The sequence below is a fragment of the Niallia oryzisoli genome, assembly GCF_043641075.1.
Taxonomy (GTDB): domain Bacteria; phylum Bacillota; class Bacilli; order Bacillales; family Cytobacillaceae; genus Bacillus_BD; species Bacillus_BD oryzisoli_A.
This window is the reverse complement of the sequence record NZ_JBHZRC010000004.1, coordinates 175,435-193,259: the sequence shown is the minus strand read 5'-3', so window position 1 is coordinate 193,259 and position 17,825 is coordinate 175,435. Positions and strand designations below refer to the sequence as shown.

The following is a 17,825-nucleotide window of genomic DNA, read 5'->3' as shown; positions in this document are numbered from 1 at the left end:
GAAAAATGGACATCAACCAAATGACTGAAAAAGTGCAAAAAGCGATTATGGACGCCCAATCAATCGCAGTCAGAGAAGAACATCAGGAAGTAGATGAGGTTCATTTATTCCTTGCATTGCTCGAAGATGGTAGTAGTCTAATCCATTCTATTCTTGAAAAAGCCAATGTTAAGGTTGTGGAGGTAAAGAACGAATTACAGCAACAATTATTAAAAAGACCGAGTGTTTCCGGAAGCGGTGTGGAGCAAGGAAAGCTATATATTACAAATCAATTGCAGCGAGTGCTGGCTGAAGCCGAAAAATATATGAAGCAATTTCAAGATGATTATCTTTCTGTTGAACATATTATCGTGGCAGCAGTTTCTCTTCCATCTGAAATGGGGAAATATATGAAAAATAAAGGGGTTGATTTGAAATCGCTCCTGCAGATTATTAAAGACATTAGGGGGAATCAGAGGGTGACATCGCAAAATCCGGAAGGAACTTACGAGGCTCTAAAAAAGTATGGCAGAGATTTAGTTGAGGAAGTGAAAAAGGGGAAAGTAGACCCTGTAATTGGCAGGGATAGTGAAATTCGCCATGTCATTCGTATTTTATCTAGGAAAACAAAGAACAATCCTGTATTAATCGGGGAACCAGGTGTTGGGAAAACGGCAATTGTTGAAGGATTGGCTCAAAGGATTGTTCGTAAAGATGTACCGGAAGGATTAAAGGATAAGACGATATTCTCGCTTGATATGAGTGCTTTAATTGCCGGGGCTAAATTTCGCGGGGAGTTTGAGGAACGGTTAAAGGCTGTACTAAATGAAGTGAAAAAAAGTGACGGTCAAATACTGCTCTTTATTGATGAAATTCATACAATTGTTGGTGCTGGTAAAACCGAAGGTGCCATGGATGCCGGTAATATGTTAAAGCCGATGTTAGCAAGAGGAGAGCTCCATTGTATAGGGGCAACCACACTTGATGAATACCGAAAATATATCGAAAAAGACCCTGCTTTGGAACGGCGCTTCCAACAGGTGCTTGTGGAAGAACCAGATATTGAGGATACGATTTCAATATTGCGGGGATTAAAGGAGAGATTTGAAGTACATCATGGAGTGAATATACATGACCGTGCCTTGGTTGCGGCAGCAACCCTTTCAGACCGCTATATCTCTGATCGATTTTTACCGGATAAAGCAATCGATTTGATTGATGAAGCTTGTGCCATGATTCGGACTGAAATTGACTCAATGCCCTCTGAATTAGATGAAGTAACAAGAAAAGTCATGCAGCTAGAAATAGAAGAAGCAGCCTTAGCGAAAGAAAGTGATGAGGCTAGTAAAGAGAGACTCTTAACGCTGCAAAAAGAGCTGGCTGATTATCGTGAACAGGCTGATGCCATGAGAGCCAAGTGGCAGCTTGAAAAGGAAGGAATTCAAAAGGTACAGGAAAAACGAGAGTTATTAGAGAAATTAAGGCGTGAATTGGAAAAAGCAGAGAATGAATATGATTTAAATAAAGCGGCTGAGCTAAGACATGGCAAAATCCCTGCTCTTGAAAAAGAATTGAAGCAAATAGAAGCCGAAGTGAGCAACAAGCAGGGAGAAAGATTATTAAGAGAAGAAGTTACAGAAGACGAGATTGCCGGAATTGTGGCACGGTGGACAGGAATACCGATAACAAAGCTGGTTGAAGGCGAACGTGAAAAGCTTCTAAGGCTTCAAAGTATACTTCATGAAAGAGTCATTGGACAAAATGAGGCAGTGGAGCTTGTATCCGATGCGGTTTTGAGGGCAAGGGCTGGTATTAAGGACCCGAAACGTCCAATTGGTTCGTTTATTTTCCTTGGCCCAACAGGAGTAGGGAAGACAGAGCTTGCAAAGGCATTAGCTCAAAGTCTATTTGATAGCGAAGAGCAGATTATTCGTCTCGATATGTCTGAATATATGGAAAAGCATTCAGTTTCAAGACTTATTGGTGCACCGCCGGGATATGTAGGCTATGAGGAAGGCGGCCAGCTGACAGAGGCTGTGAGAAGGAGACCTTATTCCGTCATTTTGTTAGATGAAATTGAAAAAGCTCATCCGGAGGTTTTCAATATTCTACTACAAATGCTTGATGATGGAAGGATTACAGATTCGCAAGGAAGAACCGTTGATTGTAAAAATACAGTAATTATCATGACATCAAATATCGGTTCCCATTTTCTGCTTGATCAGCATGAAGGGGAAGAAGAAATCCGGGAAGAAACACGAGAACTTGTGCTGGGACAGCTGCGGAACCATTTCCGTCCTGAATTCTTAAATCGGGTTGATGAGATTATTTTATTTAAACCACTTACACTGCAAAATATTAAAGAAATTGTTGGTAAGCTTATTAATGAACTGCAATTACGACTTTCAGAGCAGCAAATAAGATTACGAATAAAAGATGATGCAAAAGAATATATTGCAGAAAACGGTTTTGATCCGGTATATGGAGCGCGGCCATTAAAACGGTTTATCCAAAGAAATCTTGAGACAAAGCTTGCAAGAGCAATTATTTCCGGAGATATACGCGAAAATAAATTGGTTACCATCATTGTGGAAAATAACGATATTGGATTTGACATACAGTAATACAAACAAGATCATAAGACAACTAGAAAAAAGGCTGACTCTGTAATGGAGTCAGCCTCTGATTTCCTTGATTCTTTTTTGAAAGTGATTAATGAGCTCCGTCATGGCCAGATGGAGTATCTGGAAGGATAGCAGGGATAATGGATAGTAAAATGGTAGTAACTACTCCTAGAATAACACCTGTTTCAACTTTAAACTCGGCACCCAACATAGAACCTACTACGTATGTAATCATTTCCATAAGAAGAACAGTCCAAAATAAAGTCCAAAAATAACGCACAGTATTCACCTCTAACCCTTTAATATCTTTATCTATCTTAGCATATTGATGTCAAATAATAAAGAAAACTTTAATTCCATTAAGAGTAGTTTGCTTCATATCGCATCAAATAGTACAAACTAGGCGGAAATCCCATTCATTTTTTATTTACCTTCATACAATAATAATACGAGCATAAAAAGGTTTTGGATAGGTATTGTCGAAAGTGTAGCGAGCAGTTGTTTACGTAAACTACCGTGAAGGGGAGAAAAAATAATGGAGATCCGGAACTTTCAATTGGATACCGAATGGAATATCATCCACTATCCTGAAAGACCTCAAGGTTTCGGTATCCTTATCATTGGGGATGAAAGACACTTTGTAGATGAACATACAAGCTATTGGTTACAAAACGAAGGGAAGTGTACGCTGTTAAAGTCACTCCAGGATGCGGGCTATACGATCTTTTACAGCAATCTATTCGGACGGAATTGGGGAAGTGTGAAAGCGGTAAAATTAGCAAAACGGCTCTATGACCATATGATACGTTCGGAAATACTAAACACCAAAATTCACATTATTGCTGAAGGAATGGGGGCTTTGGCTGCCTTAAAATTACTAAATGAGGCGAAGGACTGCATTCGCTCCGTTGTACTAATTAATCCTATTTTGTCCTTACAGCAGCACCTTGAGCTGGAAAAGGATCGTAAGTTTTTTTATAAAAAATTAGTTCGAGAGCTTTCAGTTGCCTACGAATCTGAGGTTGAAAGAATCATCGAAGAGCTTGCGCAAATTGACGCCCCGCCACCCTCAACCATCACAAATATTCCTATGAAAGTCATTCATATATTAACAGACAGCCGCGCCTATAAACAGTCCTATTTACTCAATCAATTATCGGTTAAATGGGAAGAAGAAAAGGTTCCAATCTCTGTTTGCTATATGGTTCCGGAAAAAAGACTGCAAATGGATAACCAAATCATTCATTTCTTAAAAAGTCATGAAAAAATATTATAAATATTGTTTTGCTTTTTCCTTGCATAGGTTCTGAAATGAAATACCTTACTGACACCTTCAAGTTAAACTTTCATCGTTTAGATATTATTGACGCTCCCTGTGCATATGATGTTGTAAGATTTTATGTACAGGGAGGCTTACTAATATGGACAAGGCTGTCATTTTAGGAACCTATGAGTTTATTGGGTTCCATTTATGTCTTTCATTACTTGAAAAAGGAGTAGAAGTAACAGGTGTCCATTTATCTTCCTCAAGTGATGACGATTATTTGGAGGAGAAGCGGTTTAGTGTTGGAAGGAATAGTAATTTTATTGAAAAGGATGAAGCAGCCTTTGAACTGGAACGCACAGTATCGGACAACACCGTCCTTTTCATTGATTATTACAGCTATTATAGAAAGCATAAAGAGAATGAACTGCAATCAATTTTAAAACAAACTCTTGTGGATAATAATGTTCATTGTATAATATTCCTGCCAGTACAATATTGCAATAAGCAGGTAGCGGGAGAATTCCCATTACAGCTAGTCAAAAATCAGAAGCATTATCAGATTTATTACCTGCCGACCATTTATGGTCCTTGGCAGCCGCTTCATTTTGCATTTCAACAGGCCATTCATGACCCGGACAAACCGGTTATGATTGATGAACGTGAATGGATTAATGATGCTCTATTCATCTTTGATGTTGTGTATCATATTATGAATCATTTGGAGGAAAAGGAGAATAAAGAAATTCTCTTGAAAAGTGCAATAAATGATCATTGGAAAAAGGCAGCTTCCTTACTATTAAAACAAACATCAATTGAGAATACCAATGAGGAAGTAAAGGTCAGTCAGGATATGATTGTAGTGGATGTAGAAGGTACTCTCATCCCTGAAGGAATCGACATGCAAAGTAGACATTTGGCAAAGTTAAAACAAATAAAATAGAAAAATAGTAAAAAAGAACTACCAACTATAGAGCATTAACGGTAAAATGTAAGATGGATTATTGTTTAAATGGGAGTTGTATTGTATTGAAACGGTTCGTTGTCCTTGTTCTGTGCCTATTAGCTGTACTTACTTCTTGTGGACAAGCAGGAAATCAAGGTGAACTAAAAAAAGTGGGTCTGTTAATAACAGACAGTGTGAATGATCAAGCGTGGGGTACCAAGGGGTACAAAGGATTGTTAAAAATTCAATCCCGTTTTAATGTTGATGTGTACTATAAAGAGGGAATGAATTCTAAGTCCGTGGTTGAAAGAGCAGTAAAGGAATACTCGCAAAAAGGTGTAAATTTAATTTATGGACACGGTCATGAATATGACGAATATTTCTCTGAACTATCGCCAAAGTATCCGGATATTCACTTTATCACATTTAACGGTGATGCAAAAAATAAAAATGTAACAAGCTTGATCCTCGATTCCTATGCGAGTGGGTTTTTCGCCGGAATGGTTGCCGGCCATATGACTAAATCAAATAGGATTGGTATTATTCCTGCATACGAATGGCAGCCGGAAGTAAAGGGTTTCTACGAAGGGGTTAAATATCAAAACAAAAATGCTCAACTGAATATCCAGTATGTTAATGATTTTGATGATAAAGAAAAGGCTTTACAGATTGCTAATGATATGATTGCCAATCAATATGACATTCTCTATCCTGCAGGTGACAGCTTTAGTGTACCTGTAATTGAAAGGGTAAAGGAAATGGGACTATATGCAATCGGATATGTATCAGATCAATCAGATTTAGGCAATAAAACAGTATTAACAAGTACCATCCAAGAGGTGGATAAATTATATGAGAATACAGCAGAAAAATTTAATCTGGGGCAACTAGAATCTGGAAATATTACCTATGATTTTCAAAGTGATATCATTTCCATTGGTACCTTTAGTCCGATAATAGAACAAGATTTTATCGATGAAATAAATCAATCGATTCAAAAGTACAAAGAAACCGGGGAACTTCCCAATGAATAAAAGAGACCGGAAAGAAATAGGCTGACCCTTGTACATGGGAGTCAGCTTATTTCTTTTATTTATTTAATCCATTTGTTGATTAACGGTCCCAGCTTATTCAGTATTGGCTTGAAATGTGAAGCGTTGCTCACCAATGTATCTATATTTTTCATCAACTCATCTACATTCACATTCGATAATAATTCATTTAACTGGTTGTTTTCGTTTGAAACGGGCCGATTTCGGTCTTCATGATCATTTTGTTGGGGCTGACTGCTTCTCCCGCTGCCAAACATAAGTCTTGTAAAAGGATCTTGTTCCTCCGTATTAGAATCTTTTTGTTCTTCATTCTCCATACCAAACCCTCCATTTTCTTTTTAGATAAAATCCTGTGGCTGCTTTGCTTATGCTATAGTATAAAATATGAAAAAAAAGGCAGAATGGAATGGACTTTTTATGATTCCCTTTGAATGAAGTGTCAATTAATTATCATATATACTGTTGCGAAATATCCTTATTATAGGTTAAAATTAGTACCAAGTCATAATATTTGATAATAGGATTATTAAAGTATCGTTAACGAAACTAGAACATACGTGTTTAAGGAGTGGACATAATGAATGCAGGGATAATTGGGATTGGTAAATCATTACCAGAAAAGGTAATAACAAATCAAGACTTAGAAAAAATTGTCGATACAAATGATGAGTGGATTAGAACCAGAACTGGAATTGAGGAACGCAAAATTGCTGGTGATGATACAGATACTTCAGATTTAGCTTATCAAGCTGCTGTAGAGGCTTTGGCGGATGCCAATATTTCCGCTGAAGAAATCGGATTAATATTAGTAGCCACTGTTACACCGGATCATCCATTCCCAACAGTATCTTGTATTCTTCAGGAGCGTCTTGGGGCAAAAAATGCTGCAGCAATGGATTTAAGCGCTGCATGTGCAGGGTTTATGTATGGAATGATAACGGCTAAGCAATTTATTGAAAGTGATGCATACAAGTATGTACTAGTTGTAGGTGCAGAAAAGCTTTCTAAAATAACAGACTGGAAGGATCGTAATACAGCTGTGCTATTCGGAGACGGAGCAGGCGCTGTTGTCATGGGCCGTGTTTCTGAGGGCAGAGGTATTTTGTCCTTTGAGCTTGGTGCTGATGGTACTGGTGCAAAGCATTTGTACCAGGACGAGTACATTATCATGAATGGCCGTGAAGTATTCAAGTTTGCTGTTCGTCAAATGGCTGATAGCTCGGTTAATGTGATTGAAAAAGCAGGTCTTAATAAAGAGGATGTTGATTTTCTCATTCCACATCAGGCAAATATCCGCATTATGGAAGCATCAAGGCAGCGTCTAGGACTTCCGGATGAAAAAATGTCAAAAACAATCAAAAAGTATGGCAATACATCATCATCATCCATACCAATTGCCATGGCTGAAGAAGTTCAAGCAGGTAAAATTAAAGATGATGATATCATTGTGATGGTTGGCTTCGGTGGAGGTTTAACCTGGGGTGCGATTGCTTTACGTTGGGGCAAATAATTAATTACCATCGAAAACAGAATTGAAAATAAAAGTAAAAGCAAAAGGAGTTGCATTCATAATGGAAAAACGCAGAGTCGTTGTTACAGGAATTGGTGCTGTGACGCCGCTTGGAAATGATGTAGAAACTACTTGGAATAATATAGTCGCAGGGGTTAGTGGAATTGGTCCATTAACAAGGGTAAATGCAGACGACTTTCCAGCAAAAGTAGCAGCAGAGGTAAAAAATTTCGAACCGGGTGATTTTATTGATAAAAAAGATGCCCGCAAAATGGACCGGTTTACTCAATTTGCTGTTGCAGCTTCACTCATGGCAGTAAAGGATGCGGGTCTTGACATTAATGAAGAAAACTCTGATCGTATTGGTGTGTGGATTGGTTCTGGAATCGGTGGAATGGAAACATTTGAGAACCAATACCAGAACTTTCTCAATAAAGGGTATCGACGAGTTAGCCCTTTCTTTGTACCTATGTTAATTCCTGATATGGCTGCAGGTCAGGTTTCTATTACACTGGGGGCGAGAGGCTTCAACTCTTGTACAGTAACAGCATGTGCAACAGGTACAAATTCAATTGGTGATGCATTTAAAGTTATTCAACGCGGAGATGCCATTGCAATGGTTACCGGCGGTGCCGAAGCGCCGATTACCAATATGTCTGTAGCAGGTTTCTGCGCAAATACAGCACTTAGTACAAATCCGGACCCTAAGACAGCATGCCGCCCATTTGATCAAAACAGGGATGGCTTTATCCTTGGAGAAGGAGCAGGTATTATGGTCTTGGAAGATTTAGAGCATGCTTTAGCTCGTGGCGCTCATATTTATGCAGAGATTGTTGGTTATGGTGCGACCGCTGATGCCTACCATATCACAGCTCCCGCTCCTGCTGGAGAGGGTGGTGCCCGTGCTATGAAAATGGCAATCAATGATGGCGGTTTAAAGCCTGAGGATATTGATTATATCAATGCACATGGAACGAGCACAGCCTACAATGATAAATTTGAAACGGCAGCGATTAAAGAGGTTTTTGCTGATCACGCAAAAAAACTTGCAGTAAGCTCAACTAAATCGATGACAGGCCATTTATTAGGGGCTGCAGGTGGAATCGAAGCGATCATCTCTGTTCTTTCCATCAAAGAAGGAATTATTCCACCTACAATTAATTATCAAACACCAGATCCTGAGTGTGACTTAGACTACGTTCCAAATGAAGCTAGAAAGCAGGAAGTGAATGCTGTTTTAAGTAATTCATTAGGCTTTGGCGGACATAATGCTACACTTGTTTTTAAGAAATATGAATAAATAAAAGGGTAAATTCTACTGTAAAAAGGCCGCATCTAGTGAGAGGATGCGGCCTTTTTAAGACCACTTTCTTCATCACTAACAAATCAATTTCTTCTTTCATATAGTGAGATAGGGAGGATGGTTTGTATGGGGATAGAAAGAACAGATAAATGGCTGGATGAGTATTTTAATGATCCGTTAAGAATATGCAGGCAGATGCGATCATCCTTTAAAGATAAAGGTGAATCTGAGCTGTATCGCTACTTATTGACCTTTGGAATGTATAGACCTAGTAGAATGACAAATGAAATCTTTCATGAACTGAAAAAGTCAGATAGTTGGACGAAGGTTGAAAAGCTATACGCTGAATATCAGAAAAAATGGAATGGCCCCGATATTCCCGTCTATATTTTTCCGTTTGGAAAAAAACGGGCTTCTAAAAGTGAAATGAAAGGTGGAGTATCCTTTAAAGATGCAATGATTCTGTTTCTCTCGCATTATAATAATGAAGAAAAAGAGCTTGAGGCATTATTTGTACATGAATATCATCACGTTTGCCGATTAAATGAATCGCATAAACCGTTGAAAGACTATACATTAATTGACTCCCTTGTTATGGAAGGGTTTGCTGAGCATGCCGTAACAACCTATTGTGGTGATTCCTATAATGCTAATTGGGTTTCCAGATATAGTGATGAAGAGCTTCGCCATTACTGGGAACGAGATGTTAAAAAACATCTGCAAGCAAAACGAACAGACCCCATTCATGATGCTATTCTGTTTGGAAAGTTCCGATATCCAGATTTACTTGGGTATTCCTTAGGGTATTGGCTTATTAAAAAAGCAAGCCAGAAAAAGCATTTTTCAATTCAAGATACGTTTTCTGTTAAGTCAGAAAAATTGATGGATTATATGATTCCATAATGAACAAAATATGGCTGTAATATGTAGTTTAAGGAATAATTTAACTTCTATCTGCCTATACTGAATGACAAACAGTTAGTTGAAGTGAGGGGTTAATAAATGATGTATCTTCATGATGTTTGGGTTAACTGGTTTGAAGGGGAAGAAAATGGCTATAATGTTTGTCATTTTCATGAATGGCGCAAAGATGATAGCGTCGAATTGCTTGATCAAGTCCCTTTATTGAAAATAGACCCTATTCTTTATAACTACATTGAAAATGACATGGCGGAATTACCACAGCAATTATTAGACGAAATTTATCAAAAAGCTTTTTTACGAAAAAACCATGAGCGCTGTCAGCTTGATTATTGTTTTGTTGTCTCTGATGGAGTCGGCATTATAGCTGTCGATACAATCGGCTACAGCATCCCTATTCGCAAAAGCAGACTGATTCCTAGGCAGGAGCAGCTTGCCTTTGAAATGTTGGAAACGAGTGAAGTATTGCATTATGATTTTACTCCCGCTCCAACTCAAATGAAGGAATTCCACATCCTTTCTCCACAGCCAGAATTAATGAAGGGTCTCACCAGGAAAGAAAGACAGCTAAAACAGCTCTTATTTATGGCTTTAGATCAGCTGTATACTTCAAAAAATGTGGCAGAAGTTCGCTATTGGTATACAGAATGGAGACCTGACTTATATCAAGCCATTCAAGATCTTGAGTTCGATGAGGCCTGGGAGCAATTATATGAACAAGCAAAATTTGGCTGGACAACGAAGCACGAAAACTTTTGTGAGAATATCATAAAGGGACAACCATTTTTTGAGAAATTATGGGATATGGAGCAAGGTCATAAAGTAAATTAAAGAAAGGAGCTGACTTATTTCAGCTCCTTTTTTTATTTGCCGGTTGTGATGGCTTATCTTCTGCGTTTCCGTCCCAACCCCATGGCATTTTCCATCTTCTTCAGCATTTTACTTGCCACTTGATTTGCCTTTTCAGCACCTTTATCAAGGATATCGTCCAGTTCGGTTGATTCCATCAAATCGTTATATTTTTGCTGAATCGGGCTGAGAGCATCCATTACAACCTGTGCAAGCTCACCTTTGAAATCTCCGTACCCTTTTCCCTCGTACTGAGACTCTATCGCTGTAATTGTTTTTCCGGATAAAATGGAATAAATAGAAAGAAGATTTGATACACCTGGTTTATTCTCGACATCAAATCGAACAATACCATCTGAATCAGTAACTGCGCTTTTGATTTTCTTTTCGATTTGCTTTGGTTCATCCAGCAATGAAATAAATGCTTTTTGATTTGGATCAGATTTGCTCATTTTCTTTGTTGGATCCTGAAGAGACATAATACGAGCTCCAACCTTTGGAATTCTAACTTCAGGTATAGTGAATATATCATTGTATTTTCTATTAAAGCGTTCAGCTAGATCACGTGTTAATTCTAGATGCTGCTTTTGATCTTCCCCTACAGGAACTAAATCTGCGCTATATAATAATATATCAGCAACCATAAGCGGGGGATAGGTTAAAAGGGCAGCGGAAACGGCATCTTTTCCAGCTGACTTATCCTTAAATTGTGTCATTCGTTCAAGTTCACCTATATACGAGATACATTGCATCATCCAAGCTGCCTGTGCATGTGCGGGAACTTCAGATTGAATAAATAATGTTGCCTTTTCGGGATCAAGACCGACAGCAAGGTATAGTGCAGCAAGAGAACGAATATTTTTACGTAATACAATCGGATCCTGTGGTACTGTGATAGCATGCTGGTCAACAATGCAAAAATAACAGTTGTACTCATCCTGCAGCTCTACAAATTGTTTTAATGCCCCGATATAATTTCCAAGGGTAATGGTGCCGCTTGGTTGAATACCGGAAAAAATGGTTTTCATTATTGTATCCTCCTTCAATCGTTGATCATTGTAAGTTTATATTCAACTGATAGTATGGCGCTTTAATTTACTATTAGAGTGTCATGTTTGTGAGACTGCTTTCCATTATGGCTTAAAAAAGACCATTCATCCCTATGATTAATAGGGACGAATGGTCCGCGCTGCCACCCTAATTACTCAAGTTTTGAGTCACTTTATTTCTCCTTATTGGGGAGAAGTCCCGATAACATGCGATGAACGTCGAAGTGTAAGTCCTATCATTGTAAAGCGTTTCCATAGCATAGGCCAATATAAACTAATAAATATGTATACTTACTTAATAAAATAGCGTAATTAGGGGGAAAAATCAAGTTTGGATATGACGCATAATGGTTAAAAAAACGACCTCATCTTGAGGTCGTTTTATTTTTTACTTCCGCCTACACTTTTCCATCCGGTTTGGATTCGGGCAGATTGACTTACAAATTCAGATTTTTTATTTCGTCCAAAAAGTTTATTTCCAATTCCATCTGTGATGATACCATTAATAGCGGTTATTCCGATAATTAATAATGCAATTAAGAGAAAATCTACAATATAAGCAACCATCATTAACCTCCAAAACATGGATTTTCAAACAAGAAGTCTCTTTCTTTCATTGTATTATAAAACCTTTGCTTTTTGAATGGAAATCTTTTAAATAGTAAATGTTTTCTGTTTTAACTCGATAATTGAGAAAATAACTGTATATTTCTCTATTGAGGAGAAGTGTTAAAGGGTATGGGCTGCTTTGATTTTATTTGGATTATAGTAAAAAAATCTAAAATTTTTTTGTAAAAAAATGAAACCTTTACCTATCTGAATCGTTAAATATTAGTAGCTTCAATAATGCTGGTAAAATAATAAATAATTCTTTCAATTTAGTTTCTTTTTTCAAAAAAAGGATACCAAAAGACTATGTTATGGTGTATAATAAACAATATAAATTACTTATTTAAACTTATTTTAATTTAAGAATACAAAGACAATGACAAAATATTTACACGATATATATAGTATGTCTAATGATAAGGGAGTGGATTGGAAATGGTTACGTTATATACTTCACCAAGTTGTACATCATGTAGAAAAGCGAAAGCATGGTTAGAAGAACACGAAATTCCTTATAAAGAAAGAAATATTTTTTCAGAGCCACTAACTATCAATGAGATTAAAGAAATTCTTCGTATGACAGAGGACGGGACAGACGAAATTATTTCTACTCGTTCGAAGTCTTTTCAAAAGTTAGATGTGAATCTTGAAACAATGCCATTACATGACCTATTTCAATTAATAAAAGATAATCCTGGTTTATTACGCAGACCAATTATTATTGATGAAAAAAGGCTGCAAGTAGGATATAACGAAGATGAAATTAGAAGATTTCTTCCTCGTAAGGTTCGTACTTACCAGCTGCTTGAAGCGCAACGACTTGTGAATTAGAAAAGCTGGCTCTCATTTTGTGAGCCAGCTTTTTTCACTCAATGATTTTCAGTCATCAGTATTATATCCTGGATATAAGGGGTATGATGAAGTTAAAGGAGACGGATTAGTGTGCAGGTTAAAGTATTTGCAAATCTTCGGCAGATATGTGGAGGAGTTACAGTAGAAGTATTCCCTGATGGAGATAAAGTAATCGATGTATTAGAGAAAATGGTAAACATGTTTCCTCCTTTAGAAGAAGAAATATTTACTGAGGATAGACAATTAAAACCGTTTGTGCATGTATATATAAATGGTAGAAATATCATTCATGCTGAAAATTTACAAACAAAAATGACAGAGAATGATCAGTTTGCGCTCTTTCCTCCTGTGGCAGGTGGTTAATCTTGCAAGCAAAAGAGCTGGAGTTTCGCGGGATTCCGATGCACCATCTTGGCATGTACTTAGAGGAATTAGGTGGTAAAAAGAAAAGCGATACTTTTCCGATATCTTATTGTGGTGAAGATTGGCGTGCTGAGATTTTAGGTGAAGAAGTAATAGCCTTTACAACGGTATTTAAGGTAAATGCGGTGTACATCCGTTTTATGGCTGAGAATAGTGATGCGTTAGAAGAACTGCTTAATCAGTATCGAAAAAAAACCTTTAGAGCCGGCGGCTAAGGATAAAAGCTTATAAGGAATAGGAAAAAGGCTACTGCATAATATGCAATAGCCTTTTTCATTTTTATTATGCTTGAGATGATTGGCTCGGTTCAATTCCTAACTCGCGAAGCTTTTCTTCTGGAACGACACCATTTACCCAGCCGCGTGCATCGTAATATTCTTGCAGCATAATATCCATACGACTAACGAGACCGACGCTGTTGCCTGTTGCAGGCTCTTCTGTAAAACGCTTTGGTAAGAAGTCATAATCAGGCTTGTTAAATCCAGCAAGGTTATTATAGTAACGCTCAAGATTGTAAATGCGTTCTCCAGCCTTCATCACATCATCTGCAGTCATTGAAATTCCAGTCATTCCACTATATTGTTCAGCATAATGCTCTGCATTTTCAGAGAAAGAAGAGAATTTACAAATATCCATTGAGTCACCAAAAGCATGCAAATCTTGGAATACTTTTAGTAATTCACCTTTACCCTCTGGTTGTAGGCGGTCTGTTGGTTCTGGAATTCCAGCAATTTCACTAGCAATGGTATAACCGCGTAAGTGACATGCTCCACGGTTACTTGTTGCGTAACCAAGACCAATTCCTTGAATACCTCGCGGATCGTAAGCAGGAATGGATTGTCCCTTAACAGACATTGAAATTTCAGGAGCACCCCACTCAGCAGCTGCACGTGCAGGTCCTTCGGCAAGAACATCACCTATTCCTTTACGGAAGACAATATCATTTGTTAGACGAATCATGCCGTCAGCATCGCCCCATTCAAGCTTCTCATCAATGAGACTCTTTTCAGAGGCTTCCATTGTAACAGAGAAGGCATGTCCAAGTTCAATGGTATCTAATCCATATTCGTTACAAAGATCAATCATGTAAGAGATAGCTTTAGCATCGCTAACTAAACAGTTTGAACCAAGGGCAAAGGCTGATTCAAATTCAACGCTTTCTACTCTTGTTTTGTATGGCCCATCTTTTACTTCTACTTCAATTTTACAAGCGACCGGACAGGCATGACATGCATTATTAGAAACAAGAAGATGTTCGTTTACATACTCACCGCTGATCTTTTCCGCATGCTCCCATTGTGTAATCTGTGAATTCTTTGTAGGTAGAGCACCTACCTCATTGATTAGGTTCATTAAAACGTTTGTACCGTAAACAGATAGACCACCTTTATTAGGTGCTGTTAAGCCGCCATCAAGGATTGCTTTCACTGCCTTTTTATTAGCGTTCTTATATTCATCTGCATTTTTAGGCTGTGGCATATTTCCTTTTTGTTCTGCCTTAATTACAATCGCTTTAAGATTTTTGAAGCCTGCAACGGCTCCTGTACCACCGCGTCCTGCTGATCGATCATGCTCGTTCATAAAGCCGGAATAACGTACAAGATTTTCTCCTGCTTGACCAATTGTCATAACGGATAAATCTTTTTCACCATACTTTTCTTTCATGGCTTTAATGGTTGCACGTGTACTTAATCCCCAAACATCTGATGCGTCACGAAGCTCTGCTTCTCCATTTTCAATATAAAGATAAACAGGTTGGCTGCTTTTGCCTTTGAAGATAATATTATCTACTCCAGCCCATTTCAAACGTGCAGCTGTCCAACCACCCATATGTGAATCTGTTACAGTTCCAGTTAAAGGTGATTTTGTCACGACACAAAGACGTCCGCTCATAGATGTACGTGAACCTGTTACGGGACCTGTCATAATACATAAAATATTATCCTCGGATAATGGTTCGACCTGTGGTCCATTATCTAGAACATATTTTACACCAAGACCGCGTCCACCAATGTATTTTTTCGCATCCTCTTCATTAATAGGTCTGTATTTTACTGAACCTGCTGATAAATCTACTAAAACTTCTTTGTTTGTAAAGCCGCCAAGATTCATCGTTTCGTCACCTCTCCCATTAATATCTAAATTGTTTTGTTACTTTATCTTTTATTATATAAAAGTTATTCTAACTAGACTACTATTTTTATATTTTTTTGCTAAAATTATAACTTCATGCAGCAGAAGTCATACAATTAAAATAAGTTGGGGATGATTGACAAAAGCCTCTCCGGTTCAGTAGGGTTCAAGACCTTGCTGAATGAAGTTAAGCCTCCGGCGGATGTCACGGATTTTTTAAAGGTAATTTATCGAGCGAGCTCGATAAAAATCCGGACGCAAATTCGACGAGCGAATTTGATATATACCTATAATCAGATAAAATAAAATTAAGTAAAGAAAGAAGGGATATTCATGGAGGAAAGCTTGCAGCGATATTCCAGACAAATTTTATTCCAGCCAATTGGTTTAGAGGGACAGAAGAAATTATCAAATAGTAAAGTCGTAATTGTGGGAATGGGTGCATTGGGTACGGTGATTGCAAGCCATCTCGTTCGATCAGGCGTTGGGTATGTAAGAATGATTGACCGAGATCTTGTAGAATTGTCGAATTTACAACGGCAAACGCTCTATGACGAAGAAGATGCGGTTAAGGGTCTGCCAAAAGTAGTCGCAGCAGAAAAGAAATTAAAAAACATTAATCTCTCCGTTACAATTGAGGCCATTATTTCGGATGTGAATTTAGATAACGCTGAAGACTTATTAACAGGATTTGATGTCATTCTTGATGGAACCGATAATTTTCAAAGCCGCTATTTAATAAATGATGTTGCAGTTAAACATAATATCCCCTGGGTCCACGGGGCGGCAGTCAGTTCAAGAGGAATGTTTTCTGTAATTATTCCAGGGAAGACGCCCTGCTACCGCTGTCTATTTCCAACTGTACCGACAGGTTTAGGTGAAACCTGTGATACAGTCGGGGTTTTATCTCCTTTAACCGATATTATTGGATCATTCCAAGCAATGGAGGCCATCAAGCTGTTAGTGGGGGCAGAACCTACGAAGAATTTAGAGCAACTAGATATTTGGTATAATTCAAGTATGCAAATGGATGTAACACACGGAAGAAGCCTGGAATGTCCGACATGTGGAAAAGGGCATTTTGATTTCCTTGATCGCGCTTCAAACAAGCAGGTTAGTTATACGACATTATGTGGACGTGATACGGTTCAAATTAATCCTAAAAATAAACAGGAAATAAATATGAAGGAACAGGCCGAACGCTTAAAGAAAATCGGTAAAGTAACCGGAAACCCTTATCTGCTTCGTTTTTCACCTGGTAACAATATCACACTGGTGCTTTTTAAGGATGGAAGGGTATTGGTTCACGGGACAGATGATACTGTGAAGGCAAAATCAATTTATGCGAAGTATATAGGTTTATAAATAGCAGGTCGTGTACATACGGTTACGTGCTATAATACTTTTCAAAATCCATTCGTAATGATACAATGATGGGTAAGATATGTAGGCACATATTGGTTTTATAAAACTTGTTGCATTTTAATTCCCTTTATTGATTTTTTATCATAAAATATGAGTACAAGGTATAGAATAACATTCATCATGAAGATACTCATATCTACAAAGGGAATGATTGTTTTTCTAACTGTATGGGGGTATTTTGTCCCTTCAACCAATGCAGGAAGGGAGAGTTGCTATATGGACATTGAGCGTATTAATGATCACACGGTGAAGTTCTACATCTCTTATATTGACATTGAGGAGAGAGGTTTCGATCGCGAAGAAATCTGGTATAATCGAGATCGAAGTGAAGAACTATTCTGGGAAATGATGGATGAGGTTCACCATGAAGAAGAATTTGTGGTTGAAGGTCCACTGTGGATTCAGGTTCAAGCCCTTGATAAAGGGTTAGAAATTTTAGTGACTAAAGCTCAAATCTCTAAAGATGGTAATAAATTTGAACTCCCAATATCTGATGAAAAGTTCAAAGATTTGCCGATTGATGCAAGAATTGAAGATTTGCTTGATAATCACTTTAATCCAAATCAGGATGAAAGTCAGACGGAGTTTGATGACCGTATGGATTTTCTAATTAGGTTCCAGGATTTTGAAGATCTTATTGCTCTTTCTAAACGAACTGGACTGGATGATTTAACAACAAAACTTTTCTTTTTTGAAGGAAATTATTATTTATATACTGAATTCCAAGAGGATGAATTTGAAGAGGATCAAATTGATGATATATTAAGTATTCTTCTTGAATATGGTCTGGAGTCCAATATGACTATTCACAGAATGGAAGAATACGGTAAAGTAATCATGGAATCTAATGTATTTATGCAAATTAGAAAGTACTTTATGTGATATA

General features: G+C 37.7%; 18 protein-coding genes. 13 read left to right on the top strand and 5 right to left on the bottom strand.

The genetic code is table 11. The features are described from left to right. Window positions 1-5 precede the first annotated feature (5 nt). Window positions 6-2,603, top strand: coding sequence for an ATP-dependent chaperone ClpB (gene clpB, locus ACHUFV_RS14845; protein WP_394235441.1), 2,598 nt, complete (start codon window positions 6-8; stop codon window positions 2,601-2,603). A gap of 88 nt (window positions 2,604-2,691) precedes the next feature. Here clpB and ACHUFV_RS14840 read toward each other — a convergent pair whose 3' ends face one another. Continuing rightward, window positions 2,692-2,883, bottom strand: coding sequence for a YjzD family protein (locus tag ACHUFV_RS14840; protein WP_394235439.1), 192 nt, complete (start codon window positions 2,881-2,883; stop codon window positions 2,692-2,694). Between the two features lie 255 nt (window positions 2,884-3,138). On the opposite strand from ACHUFV_RS14840, the gene ACHUFV_RS14835 reads away from it, so the two are divergent. The 3 genes from ACHUFV_RS14835 (at window position 3,139) to ACHUFV_RS14825 (ending at window position 5,847) form a co-directional block, all read left to right on the top strand. Beyond that, window positions 3,139-3,879, top strand: coding sequence for an alpha/beta hydrolase family protein (locus tag ACHUFV_RS14835; protein WP_394235437.1), 741 nt, complete (start codon window positions 3,139-3,141; stop codon window positions 3,877-3,879). A gap of 145 nt (window positions 3,880-4,024) precedes the next feature. Continuing rightward, complete coding sequence (locus tag ACHUFV_RS14830) at window positions 4,025-4,810, top strand: hypothetical protein (protein ID WP_394235435.1); 786 nt, start codon at window positions 4,025-4,027, stop codon at window positions 4,808-4,810. A 53-nt stretch (window positions 4,811-4,863) separates the two neighbouring features. Beyond that, window positions 4,864-5,847: a BMP family ABC transporter substrate-binding protein gene (locus ACHUFV_RS14825; protein WP_394235433.1), complete on the top strand. Its 984-nt coding sequence runs from the start codon at window positions 4,864-4,866 to the stop codon at window positions 5,845-5,847. Between the two features lie 59 nt (window positions 5,848-5,906). Here the strand turns inward: ACHUFV_RS14825 and ACHUFV_RS14820 are convergent, their stop codons facing one another. After that, window positions 5,907-6,182, bottom strand: coding sequence for a hypothetical protein (locus ACHUFV_RS14820; RefSeq protein ID WP_394235432.1), 276 nt, complete (start codon window positions 6,180-6,182; stop codon window positions 5,907-5,909). Between the two features lie 260 nt (window positions 6,183-6,442). Between ACHUFV_RS14820 and ACHUFV_RS14815 the strand changes: the two genes are divergently transcribed. The 4 genes from ACHUFV_RS14815 (at window position 6,443) to ACHUFV_RS14800 (ending at window position 10,430) form a co-directional block, all read left to right on the top strand. Next, the gene (locus ACHUFV_RS14815) at window positions 6,443-7,375 is read left to right on the top strand and encodes a beta-ketoacyl-ACP synthase III (RefSeq protein WP_394235430.1); all 933 of its coding nucleotides are present in this window, start codon (window positions 6,443-6,445) and stop codon (window positions 7,373-7,375) included. A gap of 61 nt (window positions 7,376-7,436) precedes the next feature. After that, complete coding sequence (fabF, locus tag ACHUFV_RS14810) at window positions 7,437-8,675, top strand: beta-ketoacyl-ACP synthase II (RefSeq protein ID WP_394235428.1); 1,239 nt, start codon at window positions 7,437-7,439, stop codon at window positions 8,673-8,675. Between the two features lie 129 nt (window positions 8,676-8,804). Beyond that, entirely contained in the window at window positions 8,805-9,581 is a 777-nt protein-coding gene (locus ACHUFV_RS14805; RefSeq protein WP_394235426.1) for a DUF2268 domain-containing putative Zn-dependent protease, read from the top strand. A gap of 99 nt (window positions 9,582-9,680) precedes the next feature. Then, window positions 9,681-10,430 carry a YjbA family protein gene (locus ACHUFV_RS14800; protein ID WP_394235424.1) on the top strand — a complete coding sequence of 250 codons (750 nt, stop codon included), beginning with the start codon at window positions 9,681-9,683 and terminating at the stop codon, window positions 10,428-10,430. A 53-nt stretch (window positions 10,431-10,483) separates the two neighbouring features. On the opposite strand, the gene trpS is transcribed toward ACHUFV_RS14800, so the two are convergent. Together trpS and ACHUFV_RS14790 are read right to left on the bottom strand one after the other, a co-directional pair. Further along, on the bottom strand, window positions 10,484-11,476 hold the full coding sequence (trpS, locus tag ACHUFV_RS14795; protein ID WP_394235422.1) for a tryptophan--tRNA ligase: 993 nt from the start codon (window positions 11,474-11,476) through the stop codon (window positions 10,484-10,486). A gap of 402 nt (window positions 11,477-11,878) precedes the next feature. After that, on the bottom strand, window positions 11,879-12,064 hold the full coding sequence (locus ACHUFV_RS14790; protein ID WP_394235420.1) for a hypothetical protein: 186 nt from the start codon (window positions 12,062-12,064) through the stop codon (window positions 11,879-11,881). Between the two features lie 477 nt (window positions 12,065-12,541). Here ACHUFV_RS14790 and spxA point away from each other — a divergent pair, with 477 nt between their 5' ends. The 3 genes from spxA to ACHUFV_RS14775 all read left to right on the top strand — a co-directional run bounded on the left by spxA (window position 12,542) and on the right by ACHUFV_RS14775 (window position 13,596). Beyond that, window positions 12,542-12,937, top strand: a complete 396-nt coding sequence (spxA, locus tag ACHUFV_RS14785) for a transcriptional regulator SpxA (RefSeq protein ID WP_394235418.1) — start codon at window positions 12,542-12,544, stop codon at window positions 12,935-12,937. Window positions 12,938-13,048: 111 nt separating this feature from the next. Next, on the top strand, window positions 13,049-13,321 hold the full coding sequence (locus tag ACHUFV_RS14780; protein WP_394235416.1) for a ubiquitin-like small modifier protein 1: 273 nt from the start codon (window positions 13,049-13,051) through the stop codon (window positions 13,319-13,321). 2 nt (window positions 13,322-13,323) lie between these two features. Next, window positions 13,324-13,596: a hypothetical protein gene (locus ACHUFV_RS14775; protein WP_394235414.1), complete on the top strand. Its 273-nt coding sequence runs from the start codon at window positions 13,324-13,326 to the stop codon at window positions 13,594-13,596. Window positions 13,597-13,663: 67 nt separating this feature from the next. On the opposite strand, the gene ACHUFV_RS14770 is transcribed toward ACHUFV_RS14775, so the two are convergent. Next, complete coding sequence (locus ACHUFV_RS14770; RefSeq protein WP_394235413.1) at window positions 13,664-15,493, bottom strand: aldehyde ferredoxin oxidoreductase family protein; 1,830 nt, start codon at window positions 15,491-15,493, stop codon at window positions 13,664-13,666. A gap of 354 nt (window positions 15,494-15,847) precedes the next feature. Between ACHUFV_RS14770 and ACHUFV_RS14765 the strand changes: the two genes are divergently transcribed. Both ACHUFV_RS14765 and mecA read left to right on the top strand, forming a co-directional pair. Then, window positions 15,848-16,879: a ThiF family adenylyltransferase gene (locus ACHUFV_RS14765; protein ID WP_394235411.1), complete on the top strand. Its 1,032-nt coding sequence runs from the start codon at window positions 15,848-15,850 to the stop codon at window positions 16,877-16,879. A 276-nt stretch (window positions 16,880-17,155) separates the two neighbouring features. Then, window positions 17,156-17,821 carry an adaptor protein MecA gene (gene mecA, locus ACHUFV_RS14760; RefSeq protein ID WP_394235409.1) on the top strand — a complete coding sequence of 222 codons (666 nt, stop codon included), beginning with the start codon at window positions 17,156-17,158 and terminating at the stop codon, window positions 17,819-17,821. The last annotated feature ends 4 nt before the right edge of the window (window positions 17,822-17,825 follow it).

Bases quoted from the DNA above. Each gene is read 5' to 3' on its own strand.
- trpS (WP_394235422.1), bottom strand. From the start codon at position 11,476: ATGAAAACCATTTTTTCCGGTATTCAACCAAGCGGCACCATTACCCTT.
- ACHUFV_RS14800 (WP_394235424.1), top strand. From the start codon at position 9,681: ATGATGTATCTTCATGATGTTTGGGTTAACTGGTTTGAAGGGGAAGAA.
- ACHUFV_RS14825 (WP_394235433.1), top strand. From the start codon at position 4,864: ATGGATTATTGTTTAAATGGGAGTTGTATTGTATTGAAACGGTTCGTT.
- fabF (WP_394235428.1), top strand. From the start codon at position 7,437: ATGGAAAAACGCAGAGTCGTTGTTACAGGAATTGGTGCTGTGACGCCG.
- ACHUFV_RS14765 (WP_394235411.1), top strand. From the start codon at position 15,848: ATGGAGGAAAGCTTGCAGCGATATTCCAGACAAATTTTATTCCAGCCA.
- ACHUFV_RS14835 (WP_394235437.1), top strand. From the start codon at position 3,139: ATGGAGATCCGGAACTTTCAATTGGATACCGAATGGAATATCATCCAC.
- ACHUFV_RS14790 (WP_394235420.1), bottom strand. From the start codon at position 12,064: ATGGTTGCTTATATTGTAGATTTTCTCTTAATTGCATTATTAATTATC.
- ACHUFV_RS14820 (WP_394235432.1), bottom strand. From the start codon at position 6,182: ATGGAGAATGAAGAACAAAAAGATTCTAATACGGAGGAACAAGATCCT.
- spxA (WP_394235418.1), top strand. From the start codon at position 12,542: ATGGTTACGTTATATACTTCACCAAGTTGTACATCATGTAGAAAAGCG.
- ACHUFV_RS14805 (WP_394235426.1), top strand. From the start codon at position 8,805: ATGGGGATAGAAAGAACAGATAAATGGCTGGATGAGTATTTTAATGAT.
- ACHUFV_RS14770 (WP_394235413.1), bottom strand. From the start codon at position 15,493: ATGAATCTTGGCGGCTTTACAAACAAAGAAGTTTTAGTAGATTTATCA.
- mecA (WP_394235409.1), top strand. From the start codon at position 17,156: ATGGACATTGAGCGTATTAATGATCACACGGTGAAGTTCTACATCTCT.
- ACHUFV_RS14830 (WP_394235435.1), top strand. From the start codon at position 4,025: ATGGACAAGGCTGTCATTTTAGGAACCTATGAGTTTATTGGGTTCCAT.
- ACHUFV_RS14815 (WP_394235430.1), top strand. From the start codon at position 6,443: ATGAATGCAGGGATAATTGGGATTGGTAAATCATTACCAGAAAAGGTA.
- clpB (WP_394235441.1), top strand. From the start codon at position 6: ATGGACATCAACCAAATGACTGAAAAAGTGCAAAAAGCGATTATGGAC.